The 24,730-nt window shown below is 59.0% G+C and carries 21 protein-coding genes and 3 pseudogenes; 16 read left to right on the forward strand and 8 right to left on the reverse strand.

The annotated features are described in order from the left end of the window. Window positions 1–13 precede the first annotated feature (13 nt). From PSPTO_RS14365 to PSPTO_RS14375, 3 genes are all read left to right on the forward strand, one after another. Window positions 14–1,249, forward strand: a complete 1,236-nt coding sequence (locus PSPTO_RS14365; protein WP_005762472.1) for an amino acid deaminase — start codon at window positions 14–16, stop codon at window positions 1,247–1,249. A gap of 28 nt (window positions 1,250–1,277) precedes the next feature. Continuing rightward, the gene (locus PSPTO_RS14370) at window positions 1,278–2,201 is read left to right on the forward strand and encodes a sugar kinase (protein ID WP_011104189.1); all 924 of its coding nucleotides are present in this window, start codon (window positions 1,278–1,280) and stop codon (window positions 2,199–2,201) included. 129 nt (window positions 2,202–2,330) lie between these two features. Further along, window positions 2,331–4,823, forward strand: coding sequence for a UvrD-helicase domain-containing protein (locus PSPTO_RS14375; RefSeq protein ID WP_046463504.1), 2,493 nt, complete (start codon window positions 2,331–2,333; stop codon window positions 4,821–4,823). A 10-nt stretch (window positions 4,824–4,833) separates the two neighbouring features. On the opposite strand, the gene PSPTO_RS14380 is transcribed toward PSPTO_RS14375, so the two are convergent. Together PSPTO_RS14380 and PSPTO_RS14385 are read right to left on the reverse strand one after the other, a co-directional pair. Then, the gene (locus PSPTO_RS14380; RefSeq protein ID WP_005762465.1) at window positions 4,834–5,100 is read right to left on the reverse strand and encodes a DUF1652 domain-containing protein; all 267 of its coding nucleotides are present in this window, start codon (window positions 5,098–5,100) and stop codon (window positions 4,834–4,836) included. 18 nt (window positions 5,101–5,118) lie between these two features. Then, window positions 5,119–5,319 carry a hypothetical protein gene (locus PSPTO_RS14385; RefSeq protein ID WP_007243967.1) on the reverse strand — a complete coding sequence of 67 codons (201 nt, stop codon included), beginning with the start codon at window positions 5,317–5,319 and terminating at the stop codon, window positions 5,119–5,121. 169 nt (window positions 5,320–5,488) lie between these two features. Between PSPTO_RS14385 and PSPTO_RS14390 the strand changes: the two genes are divergently transcribed. Beyond that, window positions 5,489–6,568, forward strand: a complete 1,080-nt coding sequence (locus tag PSPTO_RS14390) for a polyamine ABC transporter substrate-binding protein (RefSeq protein ID WP_005762461.1) — start codon at window positions 5,489–5,491, stop codon at window positions 6,566–6,568. A gap of 10 nt (window positions 6,569–6,578) precedes the next feature. Here the strand turns inward: PSPTO_RS14390 and PSPTO_RS14395 are convergent, their stop codons facing one another. The 3 genes from PSPTO_RS14395 to PSPTO_RS14405 are packed head-to-tail and all read right to left on the reverse strand — an operon-like array spanning window position 6,579 to window position 9,151. After that, entirely contained in the window at window positions 6,579–7,292 is a 714-nt protein-coding gene (locus PSPTO_RS14395; RefSeq protein WP_010203323.1) for an ABC transporter ATP-binding protein, read from the reverse strand. A 3-nt stretch (window positions 7,293–7,295) separates the two neighbouring features. Next, window positions 7,296–8,144 (reverse strand): ABC transporter permease, encoded by an 849-nt coding sequence (locus tag PSPTO_RS14400; RefSeq protein WP_011104191.1) that lies wholly within the window; start codon window positions 8,142–8,144, stop codon window positions 7,296–7,298. After that, entirely contained in the window at window positions 8,141–9,151 is a 1,011-nt protein-coding gene (locus PSPTO_RS14405) for an aliphatic sulfonate ABC transporter substrate-binding protein (protein ID WP_011104192.1), read from the reverse strand. The genes PSPTO_RS14400 and PSPTO_RS14405 overlap by 4 nt, the downstream gene beginning before the upstream one ends. 498 nt (window positions 9,152–9,649) lie before the next feature. Here PSPTO_RS14405 and PSPTO_RS14410 point away from each other — a divergent pair, with 498 nt between their 5' ends. Continuing rightward, complete coding sequence (locus tag PSPTO_RS14410) at window positions 9,650–10,336, forward strand: hypothetical protein (RefSeq protein WP_024666082.1); 687 nt, start codon at window positions 9,650–9,652, stop codon at window positions 10,334–10,336. Between the two features lie 6 nt (window positions 10,337–10,342). Here PSPTO_RS14410 and PSPTO_RS14415 read toward each other — a convergent pair whose 3' ends face one another. Beyond that, entirely contained in the window at window positions 10,343–11,338 is a 996-nt protein-coding gene (locus tag PSPTO_RS14415; RefSeq protein ID WP_011104195.1) for an aldo/keto reductase, read from the reverse strand. 426 nt (window positions 11,339–11,764) lie between these two features. On the opposite strand from PSPTO_RS14415, the gene lexA reads away from it, so the two are divergent. The 9 genes and pseudogenes from lexA to PSPTO_RS14460 form a co-directional block, all read left to right on the forward strand. After that, a complete protein-coding gene (gene lexA / locus PSPTO_RS14420) occupies window positions 11,765–12,382 on the forward strand; it encodes a transcriptional repressor LexA (protein ID WP_010203307.1) in 618 nt (205 codons plus the stop codon). Further along, a complete protein-coding gene (imuA, locus tag PSPTO_RS14425; protein WP_005762447.1) occupies window positions 12,382–13,002 on the forward strand; it encodes a translesion DNA synthesis-associated protein ImuA in 621 nt (206 codons plus the stop codon). The genes lexA and imuA overlap by 1 nt, the downstream gene beginning before the upstream one ends. A 7-nt stretch (window positions 13,003–13,009) precedes the next feature. Further along, window positions 13,010–14,425, forward strand: a complete 1,416-nt coding sequence (locus tag PSPTO_RS14430; RefSeq protein ID WP_046463506.1) for a Y-family DNA polymerase — start codon at window positions 13,010–13,012, stop codon at window positions 14,423–14,425. Further along, the gene (locus tag PSPTO_RS14435; protein ID WP_011104197.1) at window positions 14,422–17,517 is read left to right on the forward strand and encodes an error-prone DNA polymerase; all 3,096 of its coding nucleotides are present in this window, start codon (window positions 14,422–14,424) and stop codon (window positions 17,515–17,517) included. The genes PSPTO_RS14430 and PSPTO_RS14435 overlap by 4 nt, the downstream gene beginning before the upstream one ends. A 70-nt stretch (window positions 17,518–17,587) precedes the next feature. After that, window positions 17,588–18,439: an urea carboxylase-associated family protein gene (locus PSPTO_RS14440; protein ID WP_011104198.1), complete on the forward strand. Its 852-nt coding sequence runs from the start codon at window positions 17,588–17,590 to the stop codon at window positions 18,437–18,439. A 301-nt stretch (window positions 18,440–18,740) separates the two neighbouring features. After that, window positions 18,741–19,241 (forward strand): hypothetical protein, encoded by a 501-nt coding sequence (locus tag PSPTO_RS14445; RefSeq protein ID WP_046463507.1) that lies wholly within the window; start codon window positions 18,741–18,743, stop codon window positions 19,239–19,241. After that, window positions 19,238–20,176 (forward strand): hypothetical protein, encoded by a 939-nt coding sequence (locus PSPTO_RS14450; protein ID WP_046463533.1) that lies wholly within the window; start codon window positions 19,238–19,240, stop codon window positions 20,174–20,176. The genes PSPTO_RS14445 and PSPTO_RS14450 overlap by 4 nt, the downstream gene beginning before the upstream one ends. Before the next feature lie 50 nt (window positions 20,177–20,226). Further along, window positions 20,227–20,952, forward strand: a complete 726-nt coding sequence (locus PSPTO_RS14455; protein WP_149032124.1) for a hypothetical protein — start codon at window positions 20,227–20,229, stop codon at window positions 20,950–20,952. 70 nt (window positions 20,953–21,022) lie between these two features. Continuing rightward, window positions 21,023–21,205, forward strand: a pseudogene (locus PSPTO_RS14460) (hypothetical protein); the annotation flags it as partial. Window positions 21,206–21,209: 4 nt separating this feature from the next. On the opposite strand, the pseudogene PSPTO_RS14465 reads toward PSPTO_RS14460, so the two are convergent. Continuing rightward, a pseudogene (locus PSPTO_RS14465) lies at window positions 21,210–21,851 on the reverse strand (CorA family divalent cation transporter); the annotation flags it as partial. Window position 21,852: 1 nt separating this feature from the next. On the opposite strand from PSPTO_RS14465, the pseudogene PSPTO_RS14470 reads away from it, so the two are divergent. Together PSPTO_RS14470 and PSPTO_RS14475 are read left to right on the forward strand one after the other, a co-directional pair. Continuing rightward, window positions 21,853–22,521 (forward strand): annotated as a pseudogene (locus tag PSPTO_RS14470) (peptidase C39 family protein); the annotation flags it as partial. A gap of 41 nt (window positions 22,522–22,562) precedes the next feature. Beyond that, a complete protein-coding gene (locus tag PSPTO_RS14475) occupies window positions 22,563–23,462 on the forward strand; it encodes a polysaccharide deacetylase family protein (protein ID WP_046463531.1) in 900 nt (299 codons plus the stop codon). Between the two features lie 7 nt (window positions 23,463–23,469). Here PSPTO_RS14475 and PSPTO_RS14480 read toward each other — a convergent pair whose 3' ends face one another. Then, window positions 23,470–24,729, reverse strand: coding sequence for a metal-dependent hydrolase family protein (locus tag PSPTO_RS14480; protein WP_011104203.1), 1,260 nt, complete (start codon window positions 24,727–24,729; stop codon window positions 23,470–23,472). Window position 24,730: the final 1 nt, after the last annotated feature.

A 24,730-nucleotide genomic window follows, 5' to 3' on the forward strand; every position in this document is an offset into this window, starting at 1 on the left:
AAGGGGCTACCGAATGAGCACCGTCGTCATGGACACCGCTGTTATGAACATCGCGGTTATGGAAAAAGGGGCTGCTCAGCCGGGTGACCGCCTGCTCAGTGATGTCAGTCTGCCTGCACTGGTTATCCACAATCAGGCGCTGGAGCACAACATTCGCTGGATGCAACAGTTTGTCACCGACAGCGGCGCCGAGCTGGCGCCGCATGGCAAGACCAGCATGGTCCCCGCGCTGTTTCGTCGCCAACTGGACGCGGGTGCCTGGGGCATGACGCTGGCGACGGCCATCCAGACTCAGACCGCGTACGCCCACGGTGTGAAGCGCGTGCTGATGGCCAACCAGTTGGTGGGTGCGCCCAACATGGCGGTGATCGCCAGTCTGCTGGCCGATCCGATGTTTGAATTCCACTGCATGGTCGATCACCCCGACAACGTCGCGGCGCTGGGCGAGTTTTTTGCGGCGCACGGGCTGCGCTTGAACGTGATGATCGAATACGGCGTGCCAGGTGGGCGCTGCGGGTGCCGCAGCGAAGCCGAGGTGCTGGCCCTGGCGGATGCCGTTCAGGCGCAACCGGCGCTGGCGCTGAGCGGAATCGAAGGTTACGAGGGCGTCATTCACGGCGATCAGGCGATTGCCGGCATCAAGGCCTTCGCGGCATCGCTGGTCAGCCTGGCGGTCAACCTGCAGGACAAGGGCGCGTTTGCGCTTGATCGCCCGATTGTCACTGCGTCGGGCTCGGCCTGGTACGACCTGATCGCCGAAGCATTCGACGCCCAGGCGGTTCGCGATCGGTTTCTCAGCGTGCTGCGCCCCGGCAGCTACGTGGTGCATGACCACGGCATCTATAAAGACGCGCAATGCTGCGTGCTGGACCGACGCGCCGAGTTGAGCGAAGCGCTGCGTCCGGCGCTGGAGGTCTGGGCGCATGTGCAGTCCATGCCTGAGCCGGGCTTTGCCGTGATTGCCATGGGCAAGCGCGATGTGGCCTACGATGCAGGCTTGCCCAACCCGTTGTTGCGCTACACACCGGGCGTATCGTCAGCACCGGGCGATGACGTCAGCGCCTGCAAGGTCACTGCGGTGATGGATCAGCACGCCTTCATGACGGTCGCTGCGGATTGCGAATTGAAGGTGGGTGACATCATTTCCTTCGGCACCTCACACCCGTGTCTGACCTTCGACAAGTGGCGTTCAGGTTGTCTGGTGGATGATGACCTGCGGGTGATCGAGCCTTTTCATACCTGTTTCTAGTCCAAGCGTACGCAGGAGTTATCGCGCCATGAGCCTTCCACGTATCGCCCTGATCGGCGAATGCATGATCGAATTGCAGCAGCATGCCGACGGCAGCCTGCACCAGAGCTTCGGTGGCGACACGCTGAACACGGCGGTCTACCTTTCCCGCCTGCTGGGTGAGCGGGCCAAGGTCGATTACGTCACGGCGCTGGGTGACGACAGTTTCAGCGATGCCATGTGTCGGGCCTGGGCGGACGAGGGCATTGGTCTGGGCAAAGTGCAGCGTATGCCGGGTCGGCTGCCTGGGCTTTACTGCATCCAGACCGATGCCAGCGGTGAGCGGCGTTTTCTCTACTGGCGCAACGAGGCCGCCGTGCGTGACTGCTTCATGACGCCGGCTGCCGAGCCAATCCTCGCGGCACTGGCCAGCTACGACGTGCTGTACTTCAGTGGCATCACCCTGGCGGTGCTGGGTGAACAAGGCCGTGCCCGATTGCTGGAAGCACTGGGCCGCGCACGCTTGCGCGGGGTTCGGGTGGCCTTCGACAACAATTACCGCCCGCGGCTGTGGGCCAGTGTCGAGCAGGCGCGTGAGGCCTATCAGGCGTGCCTGCCGCATGTGGATCTGGCGTTGCTGACCGAGGACGATGAGCAGGCCCTGTATGGCTACGCCGACAGTGAAGAATTGCTGGCGGCCTATCGGGACCGTGGCATCGGTGAAATAGTGGTCAAGCGTGGCGCGCAGAGCTGCCTGATCGAGGCGGGCGGCGAGCGCTTCGAGGTGGCCCCACTGAAGGTAGAACAGGTTGTCGATACCACTGCGGCAGGTGACTCGTTCAGCGCAGCGTACCTGGCTGCAAGGTTGATGGGCGAACGCCCGCAGCAGGCCGCCGAAGCCGGGCATCGCCTGGCCGCTGTGGTGATACAGCACCCCGGTGCGCTGATCGCAAAATCCGTCATGCCGGTTTGATAGCACTTGCCAGATTGCATGCAGTTGATCGGCTAACGCACTGACCGCAAAGCATTTCGCTGGAACCTGCGGTCGAATGCGGCCACCATAGGCGCCTATTCTGCCTGCAAGCCACCCAACGGAGTCTGCGTGCCCGACGATCTGCCCTCTGCGCTTCCTCATGACCTGGATGTCGATCTCACCGCCCCGCGCCAATTGCCATTCATCAGGCGGTTGTTGGCACGCCTGATAGGGCGTGGCCTGACCCGGCTGGGCTCGCAGCACACTCCGTCGTGGTCCCAGGGGCATGCCGACGGTTATCTGAACGGGCACATCGAAGGCGTCCGCGAAGGCTACGCCGACGGTTTTCTCGACGGCCAGGAGCAGGGCCGTCACGTGCTGGTGATCAACGACACACGCCCGACCCTTCATCGCGGACCCAAGGTGGATGATCACCTGTTCGATGACTGGCGATTGGCCCTCACGCCCGAACTGAAAAAACGCATCAAGAGCGACGTTGGCGAGAAACTGCCAGCCCACGCACAGCCCAGTGCTGCGCAATGGAAGATGATTTTCAGCGACACGCCCTCCACCTATGTGATTGCCGGGGCCGGCGCGGGCAAATCCACCTCGCTGGTGTTGCGCATTCTGCTGCTGCATCACTACCTGGGCTTTGAACTGAATGCGATGACCGTGGTGACCTTCACGCGCGAGTCGCGCAAGGACTTCATCAACAAGTTGATCGACGTCATGGCGCTGTGGGGCCACACGCTGGAGCAAAAGCAGGCCAGGGACTTGGTGCGTACCTTCCACTCACGCATTCTTCCGCTGGTGCGCAGCCTGCCTGGGTATGAACAACTGCGAGCGTTCGAGAACCTCAGCAGCCAGTCATCGGGCCAGGAAGACGCGGACAGCAACCCGTTCGATTTACGCATCAACGATGCGCAACGTCAGCAATTGAACCTCTGCTACCGTGATCTGTACGCCAGCAATGAGCGTTTTCGCGAAGTCATGGCGCCGCTGTATCGCCATGCCTTGCAGCTCAAGGAACTGGACCGCGATCACCCCGACGTGCAAAAACGCGTTGCCGTGACCGAGCTGTCCTCGAAACGCGATGAAGAGTGGTGCGACACCGTCGAAGACCTGTGGATTCGCGCTGGCGTGTGGCCTATAAAAGGCATTGAGCCTATGCGCCAAACCGTTGAAATAAATGGATTTCCTTTCCATTTCCACGGTTATATCGCCGAGCTGGATGCTTGGGTTGTACTGGGTCTGGATGCCAGTGAAGACCAGCAACTCAAGCGTCCAGGTGCCAAACTGCCGGTCTGGGCTGAAGGCGTCATAAAGCGCACCCTGTTTCAAGCTTTCTGCAATAAGCCGTTGATATGGATGGATAATTATCAATCGGCTGGCAAGGTCTTGCAGTCGTTGTCAGGCTCGGCTGTGGCCGGGCCGGGTTTCGATTACCGGGTCAAGGGCGAGCTGGGTGCCGCGCCCTTGCTCGACTGTTTTGTCACCGCCGCAAGCTTCATCGAAAACCTTGGGCTCGACGTGCCGAATGCGGTGGCCGACATGAGCTTTGCCAGCGACGACCCGGACCGCTTCTTTTTCGAAGGGCTCAGCCTGTTCTGGAAAGCCTTCGAAAGTCACCTGCTGGCCCAGACCCCACCGATCATGACCTACAACCGGATGTTTGCGCTGTTCGGTGAAACATCACCGGAAAACCTCAGGCAGGTCAGCGATCCGATGTTGAGGCCGTTGTCGCATTTGATGATCGACGAGTTTCAGGACGTGTCGCCACAGATCGTTTCCTGGATTCGCGCCAGCCTGCGAGAAATCCGCCGGCGGGGGCCTGCCATGCACCTGGGACGTATCGCGCAGCGCTCATCGTTGCTGTGTGTGGGTGACGACTGGCAGTCGATCTACGGCTGGCGTGGCAGTTCGCCGAAGTACTTCATGGAGTTTGCCAAGGAGTTTTCGTCACCGGCGACCACCAAAGTCATGCTCAGCGAGAACTTTCGCAGTCATCAGCACATCATTGACGCCGCCGAGCATATTGTTCGCGCGGCCCCGGCCATTGCCGGCAAAAAGGCTCGCGCCAGCGGCGCACCTCAGGAGCTGCTGGCGGTCAAGGTGCTGGACCGCGACGAGGATGAGCTGGCCGAGCGCGTTGCCGAGCACTACAACGACGGTGACTCGATTCTGCTGCTATACCGCAAGGGCAGCGAGAAAGCCCGTTTTGCCGAGCGGCTGCAAGCGCTGATCGACTCCGACGCAGCAAGGGGCGCGCAGGGTCGCCGGATCAGAACGCTAACCTATCACAGCTCCAAGGGCTTGCAGGCCGATGCCGTGTTCTTGCTGGGCGATTGTCAGCACCTGACCGTCTCGCCTTACAAGAATCAGGTCTACCGGCTGGCAGGGTTGGGTGATGCGAACGATCTTCAGCCGTTTGACACGGCACAGAAAGATGAAGTCTTGCGGCTGGCTTATGTGGCCATCACTCGCTCGGCGCGGCACTGTTATTGGTATATAGACGAGAATGCCGGCGCGGGAGAGAGTGCTCACATGCCCAAGGCATCGGACCGGGTTGCCCGTGACAAGCCTTTTTTCGAAGACCTGCGCAGCAAGGCCCGGATGGGCTGACGCTGTCAGTTCAGGAAAAGCCGGCGACCTGCTGAGGCGTATGAGCGCCAAACAGCTCCAGCTCATCTTCGATCGCTTCGATGATGCGCTCCACGTCTGCGGCGTTCATGACGGTGGAACAGGGCAGGCCGGCAATGGCGACCACTGTTTCGCCGCTGGCGCGATCAAACAGGCGCGCAATCATGCTGCCGGGCGCATCCATCGTGGCTTCGAAACCCACCGGGTGGAAATGCCAGCGCATGAGTTGGCAGGCGTTGGGGAACGTGACTTTGGTCATAGCAATGGCCCACCTGAATCAATCGAGCACTTCCTTTGCTCCAAGGGGTAGGCAGACCAGACAGAATTCATTCGGTAAAGCAGGAATGACAAGGCGATGAACCCGTAAACTCACCTGTCGAGTCGTGCTGCTTTCCAGCAGGATTGCCGAGCGGTCTGACGAGTAATGAAAATAGCACTTGCCAGCACTTTTCTGGAAAAATTTTTTATGACGCTGCATGAAAAAATCTATTACATGATCTGCATCATTAAAGGGTATTCATAGGCACATTTCGTGCTGTCGCCAATCAATGGCTGAAGCGCTTCTACAGACCTTATTTGCTTAAAACGAAGGTGGTTTTCATGCACGCTCTGGCGCAAGCTGTCGGCATTGACCCGAGGAACTGCGCATGCTGAAAAAATCCCTTGCTGCACTGATGTTGCTGGCCTCGACCAGCCATGCGGCAGAGACGGTCAATATCTACAACTGGACGGACTATATTGCTCCGGACACCTTGAAAAATTTCGAAGCAGCCAGCGGTTTCAAGACCACTTACCAGACCTATGAGAGTAACGAGGCGCTGAACGCCAAACTGATCGCTGGGCATTCCGGCCACGATCTGGTCTTTCCGTCCATTCACTTCATGGGGCGGCAGATCGAAAAGGGCCTGCTCAAGACGCTCGACAAGAAACAGCTGCCCAACTGGAAAAACCTCAATCCGGTCTTGCTCAAGGCGCTGCAGGGCAGCGACCCCGGCAATCAGCATGGTTTTCCTTATTTGTGGGGCAGCACCGGGATCGGCTACGACGTGGCCAAAGTCAAGGCGGTGCTGGGCAAGGATGCACCGCTTGATTCCTGGGACCTGGTCCTCAAGCCGGAAAACATGAAAAAACTCGCCCAGTGCGGCGTCGCCTTTCTGGACAGCGCGCCCGCGCTGCTGCCGATCACTCTGAATTACCTAGGCCTGCCGCCGCACAGTGAAGTGCCGGACGATTACACCAAGGCCAAGGCGGTGCTTGATGGCGTACGGCCGTACGTGCGCAACTTCAGTTCCTCCGATTACATCAACGACCTTGCGGCGGGCAAGATTTGTGTAGCGGTAGGCTACTCCGGCGATATCTCTCTGGCGCAGGAGCAGGCACACAAGGCCGGGAGCAGCGCGAGGATCAATTACGTGGTTCCAAAAGAGGGCGCACCCATGTGGTTTGACATGATCGCCATCCCGGCTGACGCGCCTGATACCAAGGGCGCTTATGCCTTCATGAATTACCTGCTGCGCCCGGAAGTGATCGCCAATATCACCAATAGCGTGCATTACGCCAACGGTAACGAAAAGGCAGACGCTCTGATCAACCCGGGCCTGTGGACGGACACCACGGTGTATCCTGACGAAGACATGCTGAGCCGCTTGTTTGTGATGTCTCAGGTGCCGGTCAATATCGAATCTCTGCGTACCGGGCTCTGGGACGCAGTGAAAGCCGGCCAGTAAGAGCCGGCCCTCAAATCACCTGCGCCTGATGCAGTTCAGTCAGCGCCTCGGCTTTTAGCCTGGCCAGCAGTGGATCACGACGATCCCGAGGCGTTTGCAGCCCGACTGGCAGCTCATGGGTGATGGTGCCGGGACGGCTGCCCATCACCAGCACTCGATCACTCAAATACAAGGCCTCGTCGACATCATGAGTCACCAGCAGCAGAGTGATTGCGTGGCGCTCGGCCAGTTGCAGCAGCAGGTCCTGCAGTTTCATGCGCGTGAAGGCATCCACCGCGCTGAACGGCTCATCCAGCAGCAGTATCGTCGGGTGTGAATACAGGCCGCGAGCGATCGCCACGCGTTGCGCCATCCCGCCGGATAGCGCCTTTGGCAATGCATTGGCGAAACCGGACAAGCCCACTTCTTCGATCAGTTGACTGACCCATTTGCGGTCGTAGCCGTTATCGTCACTGAAACCGATATTCTGCTCCACGGTCAGCCACGGCATCAGGCGCGGCTCCTGAAATACGAACGCGACCTGGCCCTGAATGCGCTCAACCGAACCACGAAAATCCTGTTCCAGGCCCGCGACAATCCTCAGCAGAGTGCTTTTGCCACAGCCGCTGGGGCCGAGCAGGCTGACGATTTCGCCGGTCTGCAGCGACAGGTTTATGTCATGCAGCACCGTATGGCCGGCGAAAGCCTTGCGATCGACACGAATATCCATCAAAGAATCCGACATTGCTCAGTCCTCCCGGCTCTGGCCGTTGAATGTGTCTCGCCAGGCCAGAAAGCGCTTTTCCAGGCCCGCCAGCAGGCCGTCGCTCAGCTTGCCCAGAGTGGCCAGAACGATAATGGCCGCCAGCACGATGTCCGGACGCGAGGTTTCCCGACCGTCACTGAGCAGGTAGCCGAGGCCTTTGGTGGCCGCGATCAATTCGGCAGCCACCAGAAACATCCACGCCAGGCTCATGCCGCTGCGTAAACCGGTGAACAGACCGGGCAGGGCGGCAGGCAGCAAAATGCGCTGGGTCAGGCGGTAACGGCTGAACCCGTACATCTGGCCGACTTCCACCAGCTTGCGATCAATGCCGCGAATGGCCGCCACACCGTTGAGGTAAACCGGGAAAAACGCACCAATCGCAATCAGCACCACTTTCGAGGTTTCGCCGATACCCAGCCACAGCAGCAGTAGCGGCACCCAGGCCAGGCTGGGGATGGAACGAAGCCCGGCGAACGTCGGTTCCAGATAGGCTTCTGCCTCGCGACTGAGGCCCACCCAGGCGGCAAACACCAGCGCCAGACTGGCACCGATCAAAAAGCCACTGAGCACGCGTAACAGGCTGGCACTGATGTGCTTCCACAGCGCACCGTCAGCCAGATCCCGCAGCGTCAGCACGATTTCGCTGGGTGCGGGCATCTGGTATGACGGCAACCAGCCGATGCGCACGACGATTTCCAGCACGATGATGATCAATGCGGGAACCACCAGCCCCTTGAGTGGCGTCCTGTAGCGCTGCCACAGCGTACGTTGCGCGCTGTCAGGCAAGGCTTGCTGCACGGCAGCAGGCAAGGACTCGTCTCGGCGGGTCATGGGGCTGCGATCACGGCTTTGGAGAAGTCCGGCGTGATCAGTTGGTCGATGACCTGCTCGACGTTCACGCCTTTGCGCACCAGGTCTTCAGACACCAGAATCGGCGCTGCGGACTTGGACGCTTCTACGTCTTTCGCGCTCAATTGCGGGTTGCTCAGGTCTGTGCGGGACAATTGCAGTTTGGCAACGTCCAGCGGCAGGCCTGATTCGGTAGCCAGCAATCTGGCCAGCTCATCAGGGTTTTTCACGGCCCATTCACGAGCTTTTTCGTAGGCGGTCAATACCGTTTTGATCGCCTGCGGGTGTTCCTTGGCGTAGGTTTCGGTGACGCTCAGCACGCCATAGCTGTTGAAATCCTTGTTGCGGTAAAGCAAACGAGCGCCGGACTGGATTTCACTGGCCGCCATGTGCGGGTCAAGCCCGGCCCACGCATCCACGTCACCTTTCTCCAGTGCTGTACGACCGTCGGGATGCTGCAGGTGCAACAACTCGACATCATCCTTTTTCAAACCGGCCTTTTGCAGGGCGCGCAAGGTGAACAGGTAAGGATCTGTGCCCTTGGTGGCAGCGATTTTCTTGCCTTTGAGCTCGGCAACCGATTGCAGGGTCGAATCCTTGCGCACTACCAGCGCCGTCCACTCTGCGCGGCTATAGACGTAGACAGACTTTATCGGGCTGCCGTTGGCCCGGGCCAATACGGCGGACAGGCTGGCGGACGACGCAAAGTCGACGCTGCCGCTGTTCAGGTATTCCAGCGACCGGTTACTGCCCTGGCTCAGGACCCACGTGACCCTGGCGTCCGGCAGCGCTTTTTCCAGCCAGCCGAAATGCTTGAGCGCCAGGCTGACCGGCGAGTAGTAAGCGTAATCCAGGCGCACTTCGGAAGGTGGCTTTTCAGCTGCGTGTGCCGCGCCTTGCAAGCTCAAAGCCACTGCGCAGGCCGTGGCCATCCAGCGAAACAGGGCACGTGGTGTCTGCGACCGAAAAGAAATATGGGGTTGTGGCATAGTGAGCGTCCAGATCAGGGGAACGAGGCTGCGACGACCGATCTGTATATTTCAAAATCAGCAGTCCGAAGCATGTGAAATTCACAAATGGAATATTGCACGCTCTGTGCCAAAGCCCAGAGCACTTGGGCGACAAGGACTTGGGCCGTTTGCTGAACACGCTGTGATGTTGATCTGGCAGCAGCCTGTTGATCTGCTGTTGGCTGGGCAACAGTGGGTTGCATTACCTGTTTTTCGACGATTTTCTGGCAGTTTTCTCTGCTTACCCGCCAGTTTTTTTCATTACGATTGCAACAGAATCGTTTTTTGACACTCCTAATGACCCACATTCTTAATTTCGAAACATGTGCGCACTAAGATTCGCGCGTGATCATGGGTGTGCGCTTACTGCACCTTTGTTCATTGATCCGCAGAAATTCTCGGGACGAACGGCGCAAGCCTGCATATTCACCAGCCAGCTGGCCGATCCCTTCAAATGCGCAACGGACTCAGAACATAATGAATATTCCAAAAATGCCTTTGACCACCCGTCTTCAGCGCCGCATCGCCTGGTTCTTCTTTCCGTCACTGCTGGTGGCTTCAGCGCTGGTTCTGTTCTCCGTGGCTAAAGGTGTGCATGCCGAGCCCAAGAATGGCACGCAAACACTGGTGTTTCTTCGTCACGCTGAAAAGCCGGCGATGGGCCTGGGGCAGTTGAATTGTCAGGGGCTCAACCGGGCCCTGGAATTGTCCGAGGTGCTGCCCAGAGAATTTGGCAAGGCTGACTTCATTTTTGCTGCCAACCCGAGCCGGCATGTGGAAGAGGGTGAAGGCGACCTGTCCTACAGCTATGTGCGTCCGCTGATGACGGTAGGGCCAAGCGCGATCAAACTGGGTTTGCCCGTCAACATCGACTTTGGTGCCAACGACACCAGCGAACTGGCCGACGAGCTGATGCGCGACAAATACCACAACTCGATCATCTACACCGCCTGGTCTCACGGCTACCTGCCGGAGCTGATCAACAAGGTCGCTGAACAAGCATCCGGCAAGGCCGCCAATCTGGTTGATGACTGGACCGGCGACGATTTTGACTCAGTGGTGGTGGTCACCCTGAAGTGGGTCGACGGCAAGGCCACGCTCGATTACAAGAATCACAAACAGGGCCTCAACAACGGCACCGAGGCTTGCCCCAAATCGACCTGACGCCTCTCAACCGTTGAGAGATTTCATCGATTCAGCGTTGTAGCGCTCGCCCGACACGGCTCCGCTGGCCGGAAAGATCGCATCCAGCTGGGCCAGTTCATCGTGGCTCAAGGTCAGCGTGGCTGCGGCGACGTTGCTTTCCAGGTACTTGCGCTGTTTTGTGCCGGGAATGGGGATGATGTCATCGCCTTGAGCCAGCACCCAGGCCAGCGCCAGTTGCGACGCGCTGATGCCCTTGGCGGTAGCCAGCCCTTTGACCTTTTCGACCAATGCCAGGTTGCGATTGAAGTTTTCGCCCTGAAATCGTGGGCTGAAACGACGGTAATCATCTTCAGCGAAATCGTCCACAGTGCGTAAGGCGCCGGTCAGAAACCCACGCCCCAGCGGGCTGTAAGCGACGAAGGCAATACCCAGACGGCGGCAGGTGGCGAGCACGTCATCATGCTCCGGGTCACGCGACCACAGCGAGTATTCGCTCTGCACCGCGGCCAGCGGGTGCACCTTGTGCGCTCGCTCGATGGTCGCGGCACTGGCTTCGCAGATGCCAATGTGCCGAACCTTGCCCGCCTTGACCAGTTCGGCCATTGCGCCAATGGTGTCTTCGATGGGCACATTGGGGTCTACGCGGTGCTGATAGTAAAGATCAAGGTAGTCGGTGCTCAGGCGCTTGAGGCTACCGTCGATGGACTGACGAATGTACTCCGGGCTGCCGTTCACGCCACGCGCATGCGGGTCGTCGCCCCGCACGATGCCGAATTTGCTGGCCAGATAAATCCCTTCGCGCCTGCCTTGCAGAGCCCGACCGAGCAGCGCCTCATTGGTGTGCGGGCCGTACATGTCGGCGGTGTCGAAAAAAGTGACACCCAGCTCCAGCGCACGGTGCAGCGTGGCAATCGATTCCTGCTCGTCGATCCCCGTGGTGTAAAAGTCCGACATCCCCATGCAGCCCAGCCCGATGGCCGAAACCTGCGGACCGTGGTTACCCAGTTGACGCGTAATCACAATGAGTGCTCCTGACGTTTTAAAGAGCGGTCAAGTCTCTGCTCTTTGGTTGGCGTAATAAACCGGGTGATTGTGATTTCACTGTTGGGAAATTCCGAATAATCTAGCTGTAGCTGTAGCTGTAGCTGTAGCTGTAGCTGTAGCTGTACCTGTACCTGTACCTGTACCTGTACCTGTACCTGTAGGAGTGGACTTGTCCACGATCTGCCGGGAACCGGCAGCAAAACCAGCGCACAATGTACATCAGACACACCCGCGATCGCCCGTTTCAGGACCGCTTCGCCCCCCATCGCAGCCCTCGTAACCTCCGGAATCTCCTACGCTCTCCTGACAGAAGCCCCGTTTTTGGAATAACCCGAGACTGGGGGTCTTGCACGCTCCAATCCGACCAACCGCGCTAGCCACAAAACACCGAAAGGAGTACAAATGTACTCCATGAGCACATTATCTCCCCGTCGTAGCGCAATCCTTACCTTCATCCGCGATCGCATCGCGCAGCAAGGGCAATCGCCGAGCCTGGCGGAAATTTCCGAGGCCTTCGGCTTTGCTTCGCGCAGCGTGGCGCGCAAACACATTGTGGCCCTGACCGAAGCCGGCCTGATCGAAGTCGTGGCGCATCAGGCACGCGGCATTCGCCTGCTGAACAGTGAACCGCGCCCCGAACTGCTGGAAATACCCGTGCTGGGGCGCGTGGCGGCAGGCGCACCCATCGGGCCGGATCTGGACATACACACTACCTTGCATCTGGATCGCAGCACCTTTACCCGTGTGCCGGACTACCTGCTGCGCGTGCAGGGCGACTCGATGATCGAAGACGGTATTCTCGATGGCGACCTGGTGGGCGTGCACCGCAACCCGCAGGCCAGTGACGGGCAGATCGTCGTCGCCCGTCTGGAGGGCGAGGTCACCATCAAGCGCTTGCAGCACCGGGGCGATCAGTTGCACCTGCTGCCGCGCAACCCGGCGTATCAACCGATCATCGTCACGCCCGATCAGGACTTCGCCATCGAAGGCGTGTTCTGCGGGCTGGTCCGGCGCGAATGATGGGCGCCGTCGTCAGCCTCGATGCCTTGCTGGACGAGCGCAGGGTCTGGAAGGGGCGTCAGCAGAGTACGCCGCAGGTCAGCCCGCACCCCAGCGGTCATGCGGCGCTGGACAGTGCCTTGCCCACCGGCGGCTGGCCTGCCTCGGCGCTGACCGAAATCCTCATCCCGGCCAACGGCAGTGGCGAACTGCGCCTGCTGTGGCCGAGTCTGGCGCGGCTGTCCGCTATCGGCGAGCGCATCGTACTGGTCGCACCTCCTTACATTCCCTATCCGCAGGCCTGGCTGGCTGCCGGGGTCGATCTGCGTCAACTGGTGGTGATTGAGGCGAGCACCCGCGATGCCCTGTGGGCCGCGGAACAATGCCTGCGCTCCGGCAGTTGCGGTGCGGTGCTGTGCTGGCCCGGCATGGTCGATGACCGCGCATTGCGCCGCTTGCAGGTCGCCGCCGAAACCGGGCAGACCCTGGCCTTTACCTGCCGCCCTCAACAGGCTGCCGCCAACCCTTCGCCAGCGGCACTGCGTATAGCCGTCGATACCCGGCCCGCACAATTGCGGGTGCTCAAGTGCCGGGGCGGGCTTGCGCCGTCTTTGCCCATTCCATTCCCGACCGACGCTTGAGGTTCTTATGCTGTGGGCCTGTGTCTTGCTGCCGCAACTGGCGCTCGACGGCGTCATGCGTCGTCGCAGTGATCCCGATGAACCTCTGGCGCTGATCAGCGGCAGTGCACATCGGCGTGTCCTGCAAACCGTCAATCCGGCTGCACGGGCATTGGGCCTGAGGGCCGGGCAGTCGCTGACGGCGGCGCAGGCACTGGTGCCCAACTTCGCCACGGTCGTCCACGACCCTGCCGATACCGAGCACTTGCAACAGCTGCTCGCCGCCTGGGCGTACGGGTTCAGCTCCAGTGTCAGCCTCAAGTACCCGCGGGTGCTGCTGATGGAAATCGAGTCCAGCCTCAAACTGTTCGGGCCGTGGCCGGTGTTCGAGGCGCGCCTGCGTGAAGAGCTGACCGCGCAGGGCTTTCGGCATCGCATTGTGGTCGCGCCCAACCCGATCGCGGCGCGGATGCTTGCCAATATGCATGACGGGCTGAGCATCGAATGCCCACACGAGCTGCGCCGCACCCTGGAGCAGATGCCGCTGGAGCGCATCGGCCTGAGCCGCGAAACAGCCACTGCCCTGACGCGCATGGGCCTGCGCAACGTGCGGCAAGTACTGGCTTTGCCACGCGACACCCTGGCGCGACGTTTTCCGGCCAGCGTCCTGCAGCATCTCGACACACTGCTCGGCGAGCGCCCGGTGGCGCTGGAGTGCTACACGCCGCCTGACTTTTTTGATGTGCGCATCGAGCTGAATTTCGACGTCGAATCGCATCAGGCCCTGCTGTTCCCCCTCAAGCGCCTGACTGCCGATCTGGCCCTGTTTCTGGCCGGGCGCGACAGCGGCGTGCAGCGTTTCGGCCTGCATCTGGAGCATGTCGATGGCCCCGAGACCGTGATCCCGGTCGGGTTGTTGAGTGCCGAACGCGACCCCTCAATGCTTTTCGAACTGGCCCGTGGCAGGCTGGAACAGGTGCTGGTGGCCTCGCCGGTGCGTGCGGTGCGCTTGCAGGCCCGCGACCTGCCGGACTTTGTGCCGGCGCACCGCGAGCTGTTCGATGAGCGCGTGCAGCAAACCCTGCCTTGGGAGCAATTGCGCGAACGCTTGCGTGCGCGGCTGGGTGACGAGTCGGTCAATGGCCTGCGCGCCCAGGCCGACCACCGCCCCGAATGTGCCTGGCAGCCGCAAAGCACCCGCAAACCGGTCCTGCCGGCGCGAGGCTGTACGCGCCCTGGCTGGTTGCTGCGAGAGCCGCAGCCGTTGCCGGTTCACGCGACGCGCATAGTCGCAGGCCCTGAGCGAATCGAGTCCGGCTGGTGGGACGGCGGCGATGTGCGCCGTGACTATTATCTGGTCGAAACCGCTAATGGTCAGCGCGCGTGGGCCTATCGCAGTGTTGGCGAGCAGGGCGAATTGTTGTTGCATGGCTGGTTTGCATGAACACCGAGTACGCCGAACTGCATTGCCTGTCCAACTTCAGCTTTCAGCGGGGCGCTTCAAGCGCCCGCGAACTGTTCGACCGCGCCTTGCGTCACGGTTATGCGGCGCTGGCGATCACCGATGAATGTACCCTGGCAGGCATCGTCCGCGCCTGGCAGGCATCAAAAGACACCGGGTTGCCGCTGATCGTCGGCAGCGAAATGCACCTTGAAAACGGCCCGAAAATCGTCCTGCTGGTGGAGAACCTGACGGGTTATCAGGCGCTGTGCACATTGATCACGGTGGCGCGGCGAAGGGCCAAAAAAGGTGAGTATCGGCTGCTGCTCGAGGATTTCGATCACTTGCCGGGCGGCTTGCTGGCCATCTGGCTGGCCGACATCGAAGGCGACGCTCAAGCCTGTCTGGCCCAGGGCAACTGGTTGCGCGAGCGTTTTGCCGAACGCCTGTGGCTGGGCGTGGAGTTGCATCGCGGCGCGGATGACGAGCAGCGTCTGGCCGACCTGCTGGCGTTGGCGCAGTCATTGGCCATTCCAGCAGTGGCCAGTGGTGATGTGCACATGCACGCCCGGGGTCGGCGCGCGCTGCAGGACACCATCACTGCCATTCGCCACCACACCACGGTGGCCGAGGCCGGGCATCTGCTGTTTGCCAACGGCGAGCGTCACTTGCGTTCGCTGGATGCGTTGGCCGAGCATTACCCGGACTGGCTGCTGGCCGAATCGTTGCGCATCGCCCGGCGCTGCACCTTCACGTTCGATCAATTGCAGTATGAATATCCCCACGAGTTGGTGCCCAAGGGGCAGACCTCCACATCATGGCTACGCGAGCTGACCGAGCGCGGGATTCGCAGGCGCTGGCCAAGGGGATTGAGTGTGGCGGCGCGGGCGCAAGTCGAGAAGGAACTGGCCCTGATCACGGAAAAGAAGTTCGACAGCTACTTTCTGACGGTCCACGACATTGTCGAGTTTGCCCGCAGCCAGCACATCCTCTGTCAGGGTCGTGGGTCGGCAGCCAACTCGGCGGTATGTTACGCGCTGGGGATCACCGAACTGAACCCGGAAAAGAGCAACCTGCTGTTCGAGCGCTTCATTTCCAAAGAGCGCGACGAGCCACCGGACATCGACGTGGATTTCGAACATGACCGCCGCGAAGAAGTCATTCAGTACATATTCCGGCGTTATGGTCGGGGCAGGGCGGCGCTGACCGCAGTGGCCAGCACTTATCACGGTTCCGGCGCACTGCGTGACGTAGCCAAGGTGCTGGGCTTGCCGCCTGACCAGATCAACGCCCTTGCGGATGCGTTCAGTCGCTGGAGCGATTCACTTCCGTCGCCCGAACGCTTGCGCGAATACGGTTTCGATGCTGAAACACCCATCCTCAAGCGCGTGCTGGCCCTGACCGGCGAGCTGATCGGTTTCCCCCGGCACCTGTCGCAGCATCCGGGTGGTTTCGTGATTTCCGAGCATCCGCTGGACACGCTGGTGCCCGTCGAGAACGCGGCGATGGCCGAGCGCACTATCATCCAGTGGGACAAGGACGACCTGGACCTGGTCGGCCTGCTAAAAGTCGACATCCTCGCACTGGGCATGCTCAGCGCTTTGCGCAGGACGTTCGATCTGGTGCACCTGCACCGGGGCAAGCAGTGGACATTGGCCAGTCTCCCCGGCGATGATCGACCCACCTACGAAATGATCAGCCGCGCCGACACCATCGGCGTGTTCCAGATCGAATCCCGCGCGCAAATGGCCATGCTGCCGCGCCTCAGGCCGGAAAAGTTTTACGACCTGGTCATCGAAGTCGCCATCGTCCGCCCCGGACCGATTCAGGGCGATATGGTTCATCCGTACCTGCGCCGGCGTAATAAAGAGGAAGCCATCACCTATCCGCCCAAACTAAAAAGTGTCTTTGAGCGCACCCTGGGCGTGCCACTGTTTCAGGAACAGGTCATGGAAGTGGCGATCATCGCCGCCGATTACACCCCCGGCGAGGCCGACCAGCTGCGCCGCGCGATGGCGGCCTGGAAGCGCCACGGTGGGCTGGACCCGCATCGCGAGCGCCTGCGCACCGGCATGCTGGCAAACGGCTACGATGCGGATTTTGCCGATCGGATCTTCGAGCAGATCAAGGGCTTTGGCAGCTACGGCTTTCCTGAGTCACATGCCGCCAGTTTTGCTTTGCTGACCTACGCCAGTTGCTGGCTCAAATGCCATGAACCGGCAGCCTTTACCTGCGCACTGATCAACAGCTGGCCGATGGGTTTCTACAGCCCGGATCAGTTGTTGCAGGATGCTCGCCGCCATCACATCGAAATTCGCCCGGTGGACGTGCGTTACAGCCACTGGGATTGCACGCTGGAGCCGCTCGATCACCCCGACAGCACACGTAACCTGGCGATTCGCCTCGGGCTGCGCATGCTGCGCAGCTTTCGCGAAGAAGACGCCCTGCGCATTGAAGCGGCGCGCTCGAAGCGGCCATTCGCCGATGCCACCGACCTGGCTCAGCGCGCCGGGCTGGACTCACGCGCTGCCGAGGCGCTGGCGGATTCCGGGGCCTTGCGCGGCCTGATCGGCCATCGGCACCGGGCGCGCTGGGAAGTGGCCGGCGTCGAAGCCCAGCGCCCGTTGTTCGATGACGTGACCAGCGAAGAAGTCCAGGTGACGCTGCCGTTACCGACAGTGGCCGAAGATTTGGTGGCTGACTACGCCACCCTGGGCACCACCCTCGGCCCGCACCCGCTGGCTTTACTGCGCCGGCAACTGGCTGCCAAACGCTTTCGCAGCTCGCAGGACTTGCTGAGCCTGGAAAACAACCGGACCCTCAGCGTCGCGGGGCTGGTCATCGGCCGCCAACGACCGGGCACCGCCAGCGGCGTGACCTTCGTGACCCTGGAAGACGAATTCGGCATGGTCAACGTCGTGGTCTGGCGCGACCTGGCCGAGCGCCAGCGCAAGGTGCTGGTCGGCTCGCAGTTGCTGCAGGTGTTCGGGCGGCTGGAGTCGAACAACGGCGTACGCCACCTGATCGCCCAGCGGCTGTATGACCTGACGCCGCTGCTGACCGGGCTTGAGGTGCGCAGTCGGGATTTTCAGTGATCGAATCACGCTCGCATCAGGCCCGCAACTTGCAGCGCAAACCGCCCATCCTGCCAACGAGAAGCCCTGAATGTACAAAGACTACCCAGCCGCCTACCAGGTCAGCAAAGGCGCAGCGCTGCAAGTGGACACGGCGTTTTACGAGCGCCTGCGTGCGAATGCGCAACAGCGCACGCTGGTCGAGCAGTTTGAAGTACCGATTCGTACCGGGCGTGCCTGGAAGGTCAAGGCCGGGCAAGTGTTTCGCGTCACCACACCGGCTGGCCCGCAAGTGGGTGATTTCAACGTATGGAATGCCCATGACCCTCGTGAGCGGTTGTGGGCGGCGCGTACGCGGCAGTTGCAGGGCGCGCATGTCAGCACCCATGACCGATTGTGGTCGAACCTGCCGTTTTTACGGCCATTGGTGACGATCACCGATGACAGCCTGGCCAGCTATGGCATCGACGAACATGGCGGGCGCCTGCACGACCTGTTGGGTACGCGCTGCGACCCTTATGTCAAAAAGATGCTCACCGGCGAAGACTTTCATCATCATTGCCACTCGAACCTGACCCGCGCAGTCTTGCCACACGGGTTGACCGAGTTTGATGTGCACGACGTGCTGAACATCTTTCAGTGCACCGGCCTGAATCATGACGACATGTATTTCATGAAAGCCTGCCCGGCGCAGAAGGGCGACTACCTGGAGTTCTTCGCTGAAATCGACCTGCTATGCGCCTTGTCGACCTGTCCGGGTGGCGACCTGTCGTTGCCGATGTGGGGGCCGGACGCGCAGGACCCGTTGAGCGTCTGCCGGCCGTTGGGTGTCGAGATCTATAACCTTGACGCCGCGTTGCTGGAGGGCTGGCAGTCGCCCGAGCGGGCCGCGTATAACGGCCTGCATGGGTTGCAGATTGCCAAGGTTGACTGGGAAAAGTAAGCGCTCAGACCGAACGGGCCATTTTTGCGCCGTCCCAAGCTCCAAAAACTACTGTTATACGTACAAGTCCAACTCACTATGTGTCAATGCTTTGCGTTGGCATATGGTCTGGGGTGTTTTGCGGAAAATTTTCAGCACTGCACAATAGTCGTGTAACCCATGCGTGGCGATTGGTGCCATGCTAAATATGAGCTCGCTTAATGTTGGTGATGTTTAGCTTTACATTTCTCAGAAGTATCTCGTAAGCATCGTCACTTTAGTGTCATGCTGGAGTTGTTTGCTAATGAAAAGGAGTGAAACTATGGCCGGAAAACGTCAGCACTATATTCCACGATTTTTGCAGTCTGGTTTTTTAGACGATCCGGATCACAAGGCCAAGCGAACTTGGTTGCATCGGCGCAATTCGCCGGCTCTGCTAGTGGCGACCAAAAGCATTGGAGTAAGTGAAAATTTCTATTCGAAGATTCAAAGTGATGGTGCGAAAACTCTGGATGATATAATTACTGAAATCGAGGTAGATATTTTACATGAGTTCTCAGCTTTTAAGAATGCTCGAGAAGGTGAAACTGTAGACTCAAAGGCGGCTGCTCGCCTTACGGTGCATTTAGTGCTTAGGACCGCTCACTTACGATCGCTGTTCGAGCAAGGTGCATTGAAGGTTTTTGATGCAGCTATACCTATTTTTTCTGATTCAGACATAATTCGCAGGCATATCAATCTAGGCTCTGTACGAAAAGTCGGCGAGCGAAGGTCAGGCAAGGCAAAAACAGACGAGGAAGCGGAGTCTACGGGTTGTAAATGAGCATTCCGAGCCTGTTTTTAACGCAGCATCACCGAGCGCAGCCACTTTTCGTACAGAGCCTAGATGGTTCAGGTGGGAGTGCAGAGATAAAGAAAATGATTGATGAGGCTCTTTGTGCATTGAGTGGTGAAGAGCTTTCCATGCCAGTACCGTTGGTGCGTCGCATACTTGAGTTTAGAATTCGTGAGAATTTCGAAAGTTTTTTTTATGAAAACAGTTCAGCTATGGTTCAGGTATTAAAAGATACTTTGCTGCCCGTGCGAGACCAGATTCGAGATGCGCACAACAAAATACTGGTAGCAGCAAAGCAGACTATTTGGGAGGATGAGCTGTCAAAGTTGTCTTGGTGTGTTCAAGAGGTAGTTGGGGCTGTACTTCCTGATTGTGTAGCGCTTGCCCGCGTAGCAGGTAAGGAGCTTTCACCTATGTTTTTTAATGGCGCGAAAAATATTGATCTTGTGATTTTCCCTATAAGTCATAATAGGTTGCTTATAGGTCGGGCTGATAATAATAGTGCTATAGATGTAAAGGCTGTTAATTTTGCAAGCGCAACTTGTAGTGACAGCTTTTTTATTTCCCGTCGACCCGAAGACGGGGAGGGGCTTTCCCAGTATATAGGGCAAAAATCTGCCAGTACAATTGATGCTGCTGTTAAAGAGGCTGTTTCTAGCTTTCGGCTAGCTGAGCATGAAAAGAATAATGAAAATCCTCAGCTCTCTAAATCCATTCAAGCGGTAAGTGATTCTTCAACTTCTTTCTCGTTAACATTCAAGGATTTTGGCAATGCCGAGATGGTTCAGGGGATAGGCAATATCTTACAAACTGTTATCGAAGGGCTGGGTCAAGACATTCCGATTTCAGCGCTCGATGGTATTACTTTTTCGCAAGATTACCCAGCTGCAATTTTAGAGCTTGATCGGGGGGTGCATTCGTAAGCAAAAGCCAGTCAAGAGATTATGGCCGGCCGGTAGCCAAGTCTGTAAGAGTGATTCGTGAAGGAAAAGTAAAAGTCCATTTGGTTATTGATGCTTCAATTGCTTATTTTCTACTTTCTGATAAAGAAGAGAATGTGTCGTATTCGATTCATCTGTTGCTCGCCCAACTTTCTGAGGTTCTGCATGCAAGCTTCTACGAGCCTCTTCTTGAAAATGATCGCAATACAGAAATAGATGAAATAGGTAAAATGCTATTTTTCAGCGTATCGCATGCGCCAGTTAGTTATTTTTGTGCGAGAAAAAGTGCGTTCTTCGATCTGGACGCTGGTGAAAATTATGCGACTTTAGTCGAAGATAGTTATGCATCTGCCAAGGAAAAGATTTGTTCAGCAAGGATGGAGTATCGAGTAAGCGGTAATATTGAAATATTACTGAATACAGTATTGCCTCAAATATCATTTTTTTTGACTCATGCGGCCGAGTGGTTGGGCCACAGAGACGGTCTGCCGGAGTCTGAGTTTTTTCCTGGGTCGAAATTGTTGGATTATTTAGAAGTTCTTGAGTTAAATCTGTGGCTAGAACTCTTTGGGCGCGATCTTCGAAAGCTGTACGATACCGATGACCAGTTCACAACTAAAAATATTTTTTCGCTTAGTAGGCATGTCGAACGAATTTTATGGACTTTCCAGATATTTCCTTGGCTTATGGAGGATGGCACAATTTATGTCACAGTTCCCTTTGGCGATGATTTGGCCGCCTTGCCTGTCGACCTGTAATTTTTATCGTAATAATTTAACTACAGTCTGGGAGTTATGAGTTTTTTGTATCAGACAGTAGTCACTGCGTGGCGACCTGTCGTTGCCGATGTGGGGGCCGGACGCGCAGGACCCGTTGAGCGTTTGCCGACCATTGGGTGTCGAGATCTATGACCTCGACGCCTCGCTGCTGGAGGGCTGGCAGTCGCCCGAGCGTGCGGCGTATAACGGCCTGCATGGTTTGCAGATTGCCAAGGCTGACTGGGAAAAGTAAGCGCTCAGGCCGAACGGGCCATTTTGCGTAGCCCCCAGACCATCACCGCCCCCAGCCCGAGCATTGCCAACAGCAACGCCGGGTAGGCCACCCACCAGTGCAGCGGGGCGGTCATCATGCTGAACTCGGACATGCCGCCGATCCCGGCGATCAGGTTCAAGGGTAGAAACACCACGTTGATCAAGGTCAGTTTGCGCAGCAGGGTGTTGGTGCTGTTATTGACCAGATTGCCCCGCGCGTCCATCAGCCCGGCGAACACCGTGGAGTAGATTTCCGCCTGTTTGTAGCACTGGTCGTTCTCGATGATCATGTCGTCGATCAGCGCCAGGCTGGCCGCGCCGTATTGCTTGTTTTGCGCATGATTGCGCAGGCGCGTCAGCACCGCGCCGTTGCTGTGGATGGCGTTGATGTAATACACCAGGCTTTCGCTGAGGTTGAACATCTGCAGCAAGTGGCGGTTTTCCAGTGACGAGTTGAATTTGTGCTGCAATTCCCGCGCGACCATCTTGATGACCTTCAGGTGGCCCAAGTAGTGGTGAATGTTGTTGAACAGCAATTCCAGGAGGATATCCAGTGGCTGGTTCAGCGGACGATGAGCCCCCAGCGCGCTCAGGGGCTGATCGTCAGGACAGATAAGCACCAGGTAGCACGCTCGGCAAGACCGTCGCCCGGTGCCTTACTACCAGCAGACGCTGGATTTCACCTGCGGCCCGGCCTGCCTGTTAATGGCCATGAAATCCCTGCAACCCGAGCGTTCCATGAGTCGGGCCGAAGAGTTGCAGATATGGCGTGAAGCGACCACGGTGTTCATGACTTCCGGCCACGGCGGCTGCAGCCCGCAAGGGTTGGCGCTGGCGGCGTGGCGACGGGGTTTTGCCGCTGACCTGCTGGTCTCGGTGTCTGGTCCGCTATTTCTCGGCGGCGTGCGCAGCGAGCAGAAAAAGCAGGTGATTCGCCTGGTTCACGAGCAGTTCTGTCGCGAACTGGCAGACTCCAGCGTGCAGACACTGCCCAACCGCTCGCTGCACCTGCCACGCCTGCTGGCCGAAGGCGGCAGGCCGTTGGTGCTGATCAGCAGCTATCGTCTGACACGCTCCAAGGCCCCGCACTGGGTGATGGTGACCGGCTGCGACAGCGATTTTGTCTACCTGCATGATCCCGATATCGATCACAGCCTGCACCGTCAGGCAATCGACTGCCAGCACATGCCCGTGAGCCATGCCGACTTCAACCGCATGAGCTGTTTTGGTGCCGACAAATTGCGCGCCGCAGTGATTGTGTTTGCTGCGCGGGTGGATGATCATGCGCCGGTTTGAAAAGCCGCTCAAGCCGTTCACTCAAAGGATCCGGCATCCCGATGAAACCCGTCTTCACCACCCTGTGGATGCTCGGCATCACCTTCAGCCTGACGGCCTGCATCAGTGCGCCGGTCCCGCTGACGGCAGCCACTACCGAGAAGTTGCGTCAGCAGCCGCCGGTTCGCTTTTTGCTGACCTTCGACGATGGCCCGAGCGCCTCGACATTTTACAACCCGACCATCACGGTGCTCGACAGCCTGGCGGACAACCCGCTTGAACCGAACATCAAGGCACTGTTTTTCGTGCAAACCGGTGCGACGGGGGCGGGCAACAGTGATCAGGGGCGGGCGATCATGCAGCGTCAGCATGCAGAAGGTCATCTGCTGGGTTTACATTCGGCAACGCCGCACCACACCAACCACCGCTCGCTGACCGATGAGGAACTGGAGCAATCGTTGACCCAGGGCTGCGCCATTCTGGCTTCGATCACCGGTGCACCGACGCTCTTGCTGCGGCCGCCATTCTGGAACTACGACAAACGTACATTCAGCGCCTATCAGCGGCACGATCTGCGGGTGTTGCTGACCGACCTGAGCGCCAATGACGGCAAGATATGGGGTTACAATTTCAGCCTGCGCCGCCGCTCGAACATGGTCAGCCAGCTGTCCCAGGTGCGCGAACGTATCGCCGCCGGAGAACTGCCCGCAGTGGATGGCGTGGTTCCGGTGGTGGTGAGCTTTCATGACCTGAACCGCTATACCGCGCGCCATGCGCGGGAGTATCTGCAGATTCTGGTCGACAGCGCCCACCAGACCGGTGTGCGGCTGGCGAAAAAACCGTTCTACGACGACACCGCGCAATTGCAGCGCGCAGCCCTGGCGCGCACGGTCAAGGACGATGCGCAACCCGTGCAGCTACCCGGCGTGTGGAACTGGATCTGGGACCACAACGCCGACTGACGGCTGATCAGGCCAGGGTGTTCTTGTGCACATGACCACCCTGAACAATCATCGCCAACTGCTCGCCCTGGCCCACCAGGCAGCTGATATCGCTCAGCGGGTCGCCGTCCACCACCAGCAGGTCGGCAATTGCACCGGCCGCGATGCACCCCAATTCACCTTCGCGTTGAAGTATCTGCGCGGCAACACTGGTTGCACTGCGCAGCGCCGCCAGGTTACCCAGCAACTCCGCACGAATCTTCAGTTCATGGGTCTGGTATTCGTGCATTTCGCCCAAAAGATCAGAGCCATAGCCCATCGGCACGCCCGCTTCGGCGAACAGTAACAGCGCGTTGCGCCCGGCCTGACGCACGTCCTCGATCTTGGCCACGGAGTCGGCAGGCAGGCCAAAGCGTTCGCCGTATTCTGCGAGCATTTCGTAGGTCACCTGAGTCGGCACCGCAAACGCGCCTTTTTCGGCCATCAGCCGAGCCGTGTCGGCGTCCACCAGATTGCCGTGCTCGATGGTCCGTACGCCGCACTCGATGGCGCGTCTAATGGCTCGGGCAGTGTAGGCATGGGCCATGACGTAGGTGTTGGCTGCGGCCGCTTCATCGACGATTGCGCGGATTTCGGCCTCGCTGTACTGGGTATTGGCAATCGGATCGGTCGGTGAAGAAACGCCGCCCGAGGCCATGATCTTGATCTGGTTGGCACCCTGTTGCAGCTCTTCGCGCACCGCCAGGCGCACATTATCGACGCCGTCCACCACGCGGGCGATGGCTCCGGCGCGGAAGCAGCACGAGCACGGTTCGTTGAGCAACAGTTCGCCGCGTGCGCGCATGTCGCCATGCCCGCCGGTCTGCGACAGTGCCTTGCCGGAGGCAAATATTCTTGGTCCGGGAATCAGGCCCATCTGGATCGAACGTGCCAGCGCCCAGTCGGCTCCTCCGGCGTCGCGCACAGTGGTGAAACCACGATTGAGCATTGCGGCCAGAATCGGCAAGGCGCGGTACATGATGATCGCGTTGGGTTGCAACGCGTTCATGCCCAGGTTGGCGTTGGACGCCAGCACATGCACATGGCAGTCGATCAGGCCGGGCATCAGGGTTCTGCCGCCCAGATCGATAACCTGCGCATCTGCCGGGGCAGCTTCACCCTCGGCACGCACTGCTACGATCCGTTCGCCCTCGATCACGACTTCCTGCCCCGGGATCAATCGCCCCTGCTGCAGGTCCAGCAGACGGCCGTTGCGCAAAATCAGGCGGGTGGTATCAGCGGTACTCATG

It is taken from the genome of Pseudomonas syringae pv. tomato str. DC3000 (genome assembly GCF_000007805.1).
GTDB classification, from domain to species: Bacteria; Pseudomonadota; Gammaproteobacteria; order Pseudomonadales; family Pseudomonadaceae; genus Aquipseudomonas; species Aquipseudomonas avellanae.

Excerpts from the sequence above, each read along its gene's own strand:
- PSPTO_RS14395 (WP_010203323.1), bottom strand. The coding sequence starts at position 7,292 with ATGTCGGATTCTTTGATGGATATTCGTGTCGATCGCAAGGCTTTCGCC.
- PSPTO_RS14435 (WP_011104197.1), top strand. The coding sequence starts at position 14,422 with ATGAACACCGAGTACGCCGAACTGCATTGCCTGTCCAACTTCAGCTTT.
- PSPTO_RS14445 (WP_046463507.1), top strand. The coding sequence starts at position 18,741 with ATGGCCGGAAAACGTCAGCACTATATTCCACGATTTTTGCAGTCTGGT.
- PSPTO_RS14385 (WP_007243967.1), bottom strand. The coding sequence starts at position 5,319 with ATGCAGCGTCATAAAAAATTTTTCCAGAAAAGTGCTGGCAAGTGCTAT.
- PSPTO_RS14410 (WP_024666082.1), top strand. The coding sequence starts at position 9,650 with ATGAATATTCCAAAAATGCCTTTGACCACCCGTCTTCAGCGCCGCATC.
- imuA (WP_005762447.1), top strand. The coding sequence starts at position 12,382 with ATGGGCGCCGTCGTCAGCCTCGATGCCTTGCTGGACGAGCGCAGGGTC.
- PSPTO_RS14380 (WP_005762465.1), bottom strand. The coding sequence starts at position 5,100 with ATGACCAAAGTCACGTTCCCCAACGCCTGCCAACTCATGCGCTGGCAT.
- PSPTO_RS14405 (WP_011104192.1), bottom strand. The coding sequence starts at position 9,151 with ATGCCACAACCCCATATTTCTTTTCGGTCGCAGACACCACGTGCCCTG.
- PSPTO_RS14475 (WP_046463531.1), top strand. The coding sequence starts at position 22,563 with ATGAAACCCGTCTTCACCACCCTGTGGATGCTCGGCATCACCTTCAGC.
- PSPTO_RS14370 (WP_011104189.1), top strand. The coding sequence starts at position 1,278 with ATGAGCCTTCCACGTATCGCCCTGATCGGCGAATGCATGATCGAATTG.
- PSPTO_RS14390 (WP_005762461.1), top strand. The coding sequence starts at position 5,489 with ATGCTGAAAAAATCCCTTGCTGCACTGATGTTGCTGGCCTCGACCAGC.
- PSPTO_RS14365 (WP_005762472.1), top strand. The coding sequence starts at position 14 with ATGAGCACCGTCGTCATGGACACCGCTGTTATGAACATCGCGGTTATG.
- PSPTO_RS14450 (WP_046463533.1), top strand. The coding sequence starts at position 19,238 with ATGAGCATTCCGAGCCTGTTTTTAACGCAGCATCACCGAGCGCAGCCA.
- lexA (WP_010203307.1), top strand. The coding sequence starts at position 11,765 with ATGTACTCCATGAGCACATTATCTCCCCGTCGTAGCGCAATCCTTACC.
- PSPTO_RS14440 (WP_011104198.1), top strand. The coding sequence starts at position 17,588 with ATGTACAAAGACTACCCAGCCGCCTACCAGGTCAGCAAAGGCGCAGCG.
- PSPTO_RS14400 (WP_011104191.1), bottom strand. The coding sequence starts at position 8,144 with ATGACCCGCCGAGACGAGTCCTTGCCTGCTGCCGTGCAGCAAGCCTTG.
- PSPTO_RS14480 (WP_011104203.1), bottom strand. The coding sequence starts at position 24,729 with ATGAGTACCGCTGATACCACCCGCCTGATTTTGCGCAACGGCCGTCTG.
- PSPTO_RS14430 (WP_046463506.1), top strand. The coding sequence starts at position 13,010 with ATGCTGTGGGCCTGTGTCTTGCTGCCGCAACTGGCGCTCGACGGCGTC.